7 protein-coding genes are annotated in these 8,465 nt (G+C 72.9%); 6 read left to right on the forward strand and 1 reads right to left on the reverse strand.

Going from position 1 to position 8,465, the window contains the following annotated elements; translation table 11 throughout:
* Positions 1-266: 266 nt before the first annotated feature.
* The gene (locus ADY01_RS28695; protein ID WP_049579307.1) at positions 267-851 is read right to left on the reverse strand and encodes a DUF624 domain-containing protein; all 585 of its coding nucleotides are present in this window, start codon (positions 849-851) and stop codon (positions 267-269) included.
* Positions 852-1,083: 232 nt separating this feature from the next.
* On the opposite strand from ADY01_RS28695, the gene ADY01_RS28700 reads away from it, so the two are divergent.
* From ADY01_RS28700 to ADY01_RS28725, 6 genes are all read left to right on the forward strand, one after another.
* Positions 1,084-2,349: an extracellular solute-binding protein gene (locus tag ADY01_RS28700; RefSeq protein ID WP_049579308.1), complete on the forward strand. Its 1,266-nt coding sequence runs from the start codon at positions 1,084-1,086 to the stop codon at positions 2,347-2,349.
* A 94-nt stretch (positions 2,350-2,443) separates the two neighbouring features.
* Entirely contained in the window at positions 2,444-3,310 is an 867-nt protein-coding gene (locus ADY01_RS28705; RefSeq protein WP_107081858.1) for a carbohydrate ABC transporter permease, read from the forward strand.
* Between the two features lie 3 nt (positions 3,311-3,313).
* A complete protein-coding gene (locus tag ADY01_RS28710; RefSeq protein ID WP_049579311.1) occupies positions 3,314-4,255 on the forward strand; it encodes a carbohydrate ABC transporter permease in 942 nt (313 codons plus the stop codon).
* Positions 4,252-5,130 (forward strand): sugar phosphate isomerase/epimerase family protein, encoded by an 879-nt coding sequence (locus ADY01_RS28715; RefSeq protein ID WP_049579313.1) that lies wholly within the window; start codon positions 4,252-4,254, stop codon positions 5,128-5,130. The genes ADY01_RS28710 and ADY01_RS28715 overlap by 4 nt, the downstream gene beginning before the upstream one ends.
* A gap of 79 nt (positions 5,131-5,209) precedes the next feature.
* Complete coding sequence (locus ADY01_RS28720) at positions 5,210-7,252, forward strand: DUF2264 domain-containing protein (RefSeq protein WP_078900700.1); 2,043 nt, start codon at positions 5,210-5,212, stop codon at positions 7,250-7,252.
* Positions 7,249-8,238: a hydroxyacid dehydrogenase gene (locus ADY01_RS28725; RefSeq protein ID WP_053171307.1), complete on the forward strand. Its 990-nt coding sequence runs from the start codon at positions 7,249-7,251 to the stop codon at positions 8,236-8,238. Before ADY01_RS28720 ends, ADY01_RS28725 begins: the two co-directional genes overlap by 4 nt.
* Positions 8,239-8,465 lie beyond the last annotated feature (227 nt).

Below are 8,465 nucleotides of genomic sequence, written 5' to 3' on the forward strand. Positions count from 1 at the left end.
AGACGGTCCTCGGGAGTGGAGAAGGGGGCTCGGGGCAGCTCGTGAACTCCGAGAACTCGCCGCATCTGCCGCTCCTCACACGCGAAACCGTCCGTGCGCACCCGCCCTCCCGGCCTCCCCGCCGCATGCCGCGAGACGCGGGGACGGTGGCCGGGCGCGAACGCCTGGCGCGGACCCTACCGCACGGCCCGGGGCCGGGCACGGCATTAACGGCCGCCGCCCCGGACCGGCGGGCTCCGGGGAACGGCCCTCGCGGAGCCGTGAGGTCAGCTCGCCTGCCGGGCGGCCCCGCGGCCCGTACCCAGGGTGAAGCGGACGATCAGCGCGGGGATCAGGCCCGCGCCCACGACGGCGAGGGCCGGGAGAAAGGCCATCAGCACCAGCCAGGTGAGGAACTGGACCATCGCCCACAGCCCCGCCAGGGGGGCGGTCGCCAGGCCGCCGAAGGCCGGCGCGAGCCAGGTGCGCCAGTTCGACTCCCGAAGGCGCTCGGAGGCGTGCAGCACGTTCAGGAAGAAGGCGCTTGCCACCCCCAGCAGGGCGACGAGCACGGCCATCGCCGCCAGCCCGAACCACGCGTCCACCGCGAACCAGAACGGAATGCCCACCAGGAACCCGGCCCCCACGGCGAGCACCGTCACTCCCAGTGCCCAGCCCTGCCTCCAGGCCCGGCGGAACTCCCTGGCGAAGGAGCCGAAGCCGGTGGCCCGCCCCTCCCGCGCGTCACCGAGCTGGCGCTGAAGCGCTATGGCGGACGGCGCGTAGGTGACCAGGGGGAGCGCGCAGAGGAGGAAGGCGAGCTGAAGTATCAGGGCGTTACCCAGCGTGGTGAGTCCCGAGGTGATACGCATGGTTGCCTTCCTTCCCCCGGCTTGCCCCCGGCTGCCCCCGGCCTCGAACGGCTTCGAACGGCGGCTCCCTGTGCAGTCTCGCACGGCCGTCGCACGACCGGCCGGAGTCGGCTACCTTTCGACCTTGTATGACCGGAGATGGAGTGCTAGCTTCCGGGAGAAAGCGCTTGCTGTAAAACGTTATACCTCACGGCGGGCGACGTACGAGGATGTGCGAGGAAGGAGGACGGGCATGGCACGCAGGACGTGGGCCGCCGTGCTCGCCACCGTGGCGGTGGTGGCGACGACGCTGACCGGGTGTTCAGGCGGTGGCTCCGACTCGAACACGCTCCGTGTCGTCCTGGCCAACTTTTCGGCGGACAACGAGGGCCAGGCCGTCTTCGACGACATCGTGGAGATCTTCCACGAGTCCTACCCGGAGGTGAGGGTCGAGGCGGACTTCGTCCCCTACGACAACCTCAACGCGAAGATCGCCACCTCCCTCGCCGCGGGCACGACCTACGACGTGATCTCCGCCGGTGTCGGCTGGATCCAGCCGCTCGCGGGTCTGGGCGCGATAGGCGAACTGGAGGGCGAGGGGTTCGGCGTCGAGGAGCTGGAGGACCGGGTCTACCCGTCCTTCGTCCCGCCGATGCTGCACGAGGGCAAGGTCTACGGCGTTCCGATCGTGGCCAACCCGCGGGTGCTCGCCTACAGCAGGAGCGCCTTCGAGGCGGCGGGTCTCGACCCCGGCCATCCGCCGCGGACGTTCGAGGAACTGCGCGAGGACGCCGAGCGGCTGACCGTCCGCGAGGACGGCCGGATCACCCAGACCGGCTTCGACTTCTGGGCACAGCCGAGCAACTACCGGCAGCAGTTCGTCGCCTTCCTCGGCGCCGCGGGCGGCACGCTCTTCGACGGGACCGAGCCGCTCTTCGACAGCCCGGAGGGCGTGCGGGCGCTGAGCACCATGCGGGACATGGTCTCGGTGGACAGGAGCTCGCAGTACGGCTACCAGAACACCGCCCAGACCTCGCTGGTCACGGCCGGGCAGGCGGGGATGGGCTTCGCGAGTCCCTATGTCGACTGTTCGGACGGGGACGGCGGGATCGGCGCGGAGAAGTGCGACGACCTCGTCTACTTCAGCCTTCAGGACGAGCAGAGCTCGATGTTCACCGGCGGCAGGATCGCGGCGATGGGCTCGCAGACGGAGCTGGAAGGTCCGGCCAAGGCGTTCATCAGGGCCCTGTCGGCCCCGAGTTCGCAGGAGGCCATCTCGGTCATGGACGTCGGCGTGCCCGTCGACGTGGACTCGGCCGACTCGGATTTCGTCCAGGGGAACCCGGCCAGCAGGTACGCGGTCGAGCACCTGGACACGGCGATCATGGAATACGGAGGAACGAACTTCCTGGAGTTCCGCGCGGCGGGCGGCTGGGCCCTGGACGAGGCGATCCTCGATCGCGAGTCCCCGGCCGACGCCCTCACCTCGCTGGCCGAGCTGGCGCGGAACAGAACGTAACGATCGGTTCGTGAGCTCAGGAGCACCACCAGTGTCAGTCGTCAATGTCCCTACGCCTGCCCGACCGGCCAAGCGCGTGAGCCGGAGGAGCGGGGTGGAGAGGGCCAAGGCGCGAGCCGGCTGGCTCCTGCTCGCCCCCGCGTTCGTCCACTCCCTCATCTTCATAGCCCTTCCGGCCGTCACCGTGGTGGTGCTGAGCCTCACCGACGCGCAGGTGATCGGGGGCGGCTCGTTCGTCGGCCTCTCCAACTACGCGGAGCTCCTCGACGACCCGCTGTTCCACAAGGCCGTCCAGCACACGATCCTCTACACGATCGCGGTGGTGCCCGTCGCGATGGCGATCGCCATCCTGGTCGCCCTCGGGCTGAACCAGAACATCCGCGGCCGGGCCGTCTTCCGCACGGTCTTCTACATCCCCGTCGTCACCTCGACCGTCGCGGTGGCCTCGGTCTGGCTGTGGATCTACAACCCGTCCAGCGGCCTGGGCAACGAGTTCCTGTCGTTCCTCGGCATATCGCCCTCGGGCTGGCTCACCGACCCGGACGCCGCGCTGCCCGCGCTGATGGCGATCGGCATCTGGCAGGGGCTCGGCGCCAAGATGGTGCTCTATCTCGCCGCCCTCCAGAACGTCTCGCCCGAGCTGGTCGAGGCGGCCAAGCTGGACGGGGCGAACCGCTGGCAGATCTTCTGGAACGTGACCTGGCCCGCCCTGGCCCCGGCGCACTTCTTCGTGATGGTGACGTCGATCGCCTCCTCGTTCCAGGTGTTCGACCTCGTCTTCGTCACGACCAACGGCGGACCGGCCAACGCCACCAACGTGCTCGCCTTCGACATCTTCACCAACGCCTTCCAGCGGCTGGAGACCGGTTACGCCGCCGCGGAGACCGTGGTGATGCTGATGATCGTGGGAGTCTTCATCTTCCTCGGGCGGCTCACCCAGCGCGACAGGAAGGAGGTGTAGGGCATGGCGTCCACGGCGGCACCCTCGCGGCCCTCCACCCCCGGGCCCGCCCGGGAACGGTCGGAACGTTCAACGGCCCCACGGCCCCTCACCCCCCGGCTCGGCCGGGCCCTGCTCTACGTCGCCCTCACGGTCGGCGGCCTGCTGATGGTCGTGCCGTTCCTGTGGATGGTGCTCACCTCGCTCAAGTCCATGGACGAGGTCAACACCTTCCACTGGCTGCCCGAGGGCCTGGAGTGGCGGAACTATCTGGACGCGCTCGACGCGGCCCCGTTCGGCATGTACTTCCGCAACAGCCTGATCGTGGTGGTCGGCCAGACCATCCCGGTCCTGATCCTGTCCACGGCGGCCGGATACGCCCTCGCGCAGCTCCCGATGCGCGGCAGCCGATCGTTCCTGAACTACTTCATCGTTCTGCTGACCGTGCCGTTCCAGGTGCTGATCGTTCCGCTGTTCCATGTGGTGCGGCACATCCCGCTGGCCGGGGGCAACGACCTCTTCGGCTCGGGCGGCACCGGGTGGATCAACACCTGGTGGGCGCTGATCATCCCGTTCATCTCCGGTCCGCTGTATGTCTTCCTCGCCCGGCAGTTCTTCATCTCGCTGCCCGGCGAGCTGGCGGACGCGGCCCGCGTGGACGGCGTCTCGGAGTTCGGGATCTTCCTGCGGATCATGATGCCGCTGGCCAAGCCCGCGCTGGTGACGATCGCCCTGTTCAACATGGAGTCCGCCTGGAACGGCTTCCTGTGGCCGCTGGTCGCCACCGCCTCGGAGGACCTGCGCCCGCTCCAGTTCGGCCTGGCCACGTTCGCCCAGAGCAACGAGATCCAGTGGCCGTTCCTCATGGCCATGTCCACCGTCGCCACGCTGCCGATGATCCTGCTGTTCGTCCTCGGGCAGCGGTACTTCATCGCGGGCCTGGCCAACGCCGGGCTCAAGGGGTGACCGGCCAGGCGCCCGCCACCGCGGGCGAACGGCTCGGCTTCGCCACGCTCGGCTGCCCCGGCGCGCCCCTGTCCGAGGTGATCGGGCTCGCGCGCCGCCACGGCTGCGGTGCGGTCGAACTGCGCGCCGCCGAGGGCGAGATCCTCCACACCGGGATGCCCGCGGGGCAGGCCGAGCGGGTGGGGCGCGAGCTCGCCTCGGCGGGCCTGACGGCGCTCGCGGTCAACAGCTATGTGCGGCTGTGCGCGCCGGCCACCCCCGGCGCGGGCCCGGACGACCAGCTCGACGCCCTCCTCGCCCACGTCGACCTCGCCGCCCGCGCCGGGGCGCGCGCCGTCCGCGTCTTCATGAACGACGACGCGCCCGCCCCCGGCGCGCCCGGCGCGGGCCCGACCGAGGGCGAGCGCCGGGCCGTGGACCGCGTCGCCCGCGCGGCCACGAGCGCCGCGCGGGCGGGGGTCGCCGTCCTGGTCGAGACGCACGACTCGCACGCCCGCGCCGGTCGCGTCGCCGCGTTCCTCGCCCTCCTCGACGCCGAGGTGCCGGGGCACGGCTGCGGCGCCGTGTGGGACACCGCCCACACCTGGGCCCACGGCGAACGCCCGGCCGACAGCCTCGCGCTGCTGCGGCCGTGGCTCGGCTACGTGCAGATCAAGGACATCCGCTCGCCCGCCGACCCCGTCCCCGTGCCGCTGGGCACCGGCGCCTACCCGGTCGGCGAGCTGGCCGCCGCGCTGGACGCGGCGGGCTGGGAGGGCATGATCTCGCTGGAGTGGGAGCGGATGTGGCACCCCGAACTGCCCTCCCTCGACGAGGCCCTGGGCGCCGCGCGCGTCTGGGCCGAGCCGCTGCTGCGCCCGCGCCGATCGCCCTGACCCACCGACGACCCGCCGCCGTCCGTCCCCACGGCCCCACGACCTCACGGCCCCACGACCTCACGGAGGAACCGCCGTCATGAGCACCCCGCCGCCCGAGCTCCCCGGCCTCGTCCTGCCGGGCATCGACCGCTTCGCCCGCGCCCTCACCCGCGTGGAGGTCCCGGCCGAGGACCGCGAGCTGAGCCCCCACACCGGGCTGACCAGGGCCCACTGGCTGGCCGCCGCCGACGATCTGCTGCTGTCCGCCGCCCGCTACCGCTCGCCGGGCGGCGCCCGCCTGGACCTGCCGGGCCCCGTCTCCCAGCAGGGCGTGCGCACCGACGGACTCGAAGCGTTCGCCCGCACCTTCCTGCTGGCCGCGTTCCGCCACGTCGGCGAGCGCGGCGAGGACCCGCACGGCCACCTGGACCGTTACCTGGAAGGCGTCGTCTCCGGCACCCGCACCCCGGGGCGCGACGACGCCGACTCCTGGCCGGTCATCGGGCACATCGGGCGGCACGGGCAGCCCCATGTGGAGGCCGCCTCGGTCGCGTTGAGCATGCACCTCACGAAGGCCGACTCCTGGGACCGGCTCGCCCCCGACGAGCAGGACCGGCTCGACGCCTGGCTGCGGAACGCGCTGGGCAACGAGCCCGCCTCCAACAACTGGTACCTCTTCCCCCTCACCATCGCCAGCTTCCTGGAGGGCGTCGGCCGCGCCGACCGGCAGACCTCCTGGGTCATCGAGCGCGGCATCGGCCTCATCGACCAGTGGTACCGCGGCGAGGGCTGGTACTCCGACGGCGACGGGCAGGCGTTCGACCACTACATCGGCTGGGCGCTGCACCTCTACCCGCTCCTCCACGCGCGGCTGCGCGGCGACCGGGCGCTGGAGGACCGGCTCGCCGCCCGCCTCGACACCTTCCTCTCCACCTTCGCCCCCACGTTCGACCGCAACGGGGCGCCCCTGCACTACGGCCGCTCGCTCACCTACCGCACCGGCACCCTCGCCTCCCTCGCCATGGGCGCGGTCACCGGGCGCTCGCCGCTGCGCCCCGGCCAGACGCGGCGCGTCCTCTCCGCCTGCCTGCGCTACTTCCTGGAGCGCGGCTCCACCGAGGACGGCCTGTTCACCCTGGGCTGGCACGGCCCGCACCAGCCCACCGTGCAGCGCTACTCCGGCCCCGGCTCGCCCTACTGGGCCTCCAAGGGGTTCGCGGCGCTGATGCTCCCCGCCGACCACCCGCTGTGGACGGCGACCGAGGAGGCGCCGGAGTGGGAGCGCACCGACCAGGTCACCGCCGTCGCCCCGGCCGGGCTGCTGCTCCAGCGCACCGCGGGCGACGGCCTGGTCCGCGTCCACAACCACGGCAGCGACCACATCAAGCCGCACGCCGCCGACTCCGGCGCGCCGGACCCGCTGTACGCGCGGCTCGCCTACTCGACCAGGACCGGTCCGACCTCGCTGCACAACGCGCCCGACAACGACATCTCCGTCCAGTACCGCGGCATCTGGAGCGTCAGGCGCCGTATCCACATGCTGCCCCCGGGCGGCGACAACTGGCTCGCCTCCTGGCACGCGCCGCGCTTCCCCCAGTACGCGCCGTTCGACGCCAGTCCGGACGCGAACGGCGGCCCGGTGCTGCCGTCCGTCCGCATCGACAGCGTGGTGGCCGTGGACGGCGTCCACGAGGTGCGGATCCACCGGCTGGCCAACGTTCCGCCCGGCGCCCCCGTGCGGCTCTCCGGCTGGGCGGTGGCCGGGCCCGACCGCGAGGCGCTGACCGCGCACGCGTCGGGCGCCTCGGCCACGGTGACCACCGCCGGTTCCGCCACCGGGGAGGGCCCGTTGACCTCCCGCCTCACCGGGCTGCACGGCTGGGTCGGGGCGGCGGCGGCCATCGCGCCGGGCGGCACCGCCTACGGCGCCTGGTCCGTGGTGCCGGAGCTCCACGGCGAGGCGGACGAGCGGGGCGGCGGCCTCTATGTCGCGTATGCCGCGCTGGCCTCGTCCGCGCCGGGGGACGAGGGCCCCGTGCCCGCCGTGGAGGTCGACGGCGCCCGCGTGCGCGTCGCCTGGACGGGCGACCGCCCCGACACCGTCATCGACCTCGCGCACCTCGGAGGCACCACGCCGTGACCGACCGGCCCACCATCCTGCTCGACCTGTCCGCGGACCTCGCCGAGGGCCTGTTCGACGCCGCCCTGCGCGACCGCCTGGCCGCCGTCGGCGCGGTCGCGCACACCGGCGGCAGCGGTGACCCCGCCGCCCGCCGCGCCGCCGACATCCTGGTCACCGGGTGGGGAACGCCGCCGCTCCCTGGCCGCCGCGCCGACGCCGGCCGCCTGGGACTCGTCGTCCACAGCGCCGGAACGGTTCGCCGCCTGGTGCCCAGGTCGCTGGTCGAGGACGGCGTCCGCGTCAGCCACGCCGCGGCGGGCATGGCGCGTGCCGTCGCGGAGCTGGCCCTCTGGTTCACCCTGGGCGGGCTCCGCTCGCTGCCCGCCACCGACCGGACCATGCACCGCGACCGCGACTGGCACGCCGCCGCCCCCTCGGCGCTGGGCGCCACGGTGGCGGGCACGCGCGTCGGCGTCGTCGGGGCCAGCCGCGTCGGCCGCGTCTACATCGAACTGGTTCGCGCCCTCGGCGCCACCGTCGCCGTCCACGACCCCTACCTGCCGCCCGAGGAGGCCGCCCGGCTGGGCGCGACCCCGACCGGCCTGGACGAACTGCTGCGCACCTGCCCCGTGGTGGCCCTGCACGCCCCCGTCACCGACGAGACCCGCGGCATGATCGACGCCGCCCGCCTCGCCCTCGTTCCCGACGGCGGCCTCCTGGTCAACACGGCCCGCTCCGCGCTGATCGACACCCCCGCCCTCGTCGCCGAGCTGCGCTCGGGCCGGATCTCGGCGGCCCTCGACGTCTTCGACACGGAGCCGCTGCCGCGGGACGACCCCCTGTGGTCCCTGCCCAACGTCACCCTCACCCCCCACCTCGGCGCCGTCACCCACCACTCGCGCCGCACCCAGGGGACGATCGTCGTCGAGGAGGTCGAACGCTGGGTGCGCGGGGCCGCGCTGGAGCACGAGATCACGGCGGCGACCTACGACCGGCTGGCCTGAGGGGTCCCTTGCCGGGGTTGCCGGTGGCTGGGGTGGGGCGGCTTCGACGCTTGGCCTAGGTGGCCGGTGCTTGCCCGGGTGTCTGTTTCGTGCGGATGCACGAAAAGAGGCACCTACGGGGGGAGGGTTCGTGGGTCGGGGCCGTCCCGGTGACCGGCCAGTGGTCTCTTGGATGAGGTGGGTGTCCGGACGGGCGCAGCGGATGACGGCCGTCTGGGGTCGGTCGG

This window comes from Streptomyces sp. SBT349 (genome assembly GCF_001083795.1).
GTDB lineage: Bacteria > Actinomycetota > Actinomycetes > Streptomycetales > Streptomycetaceae > Streptomyces.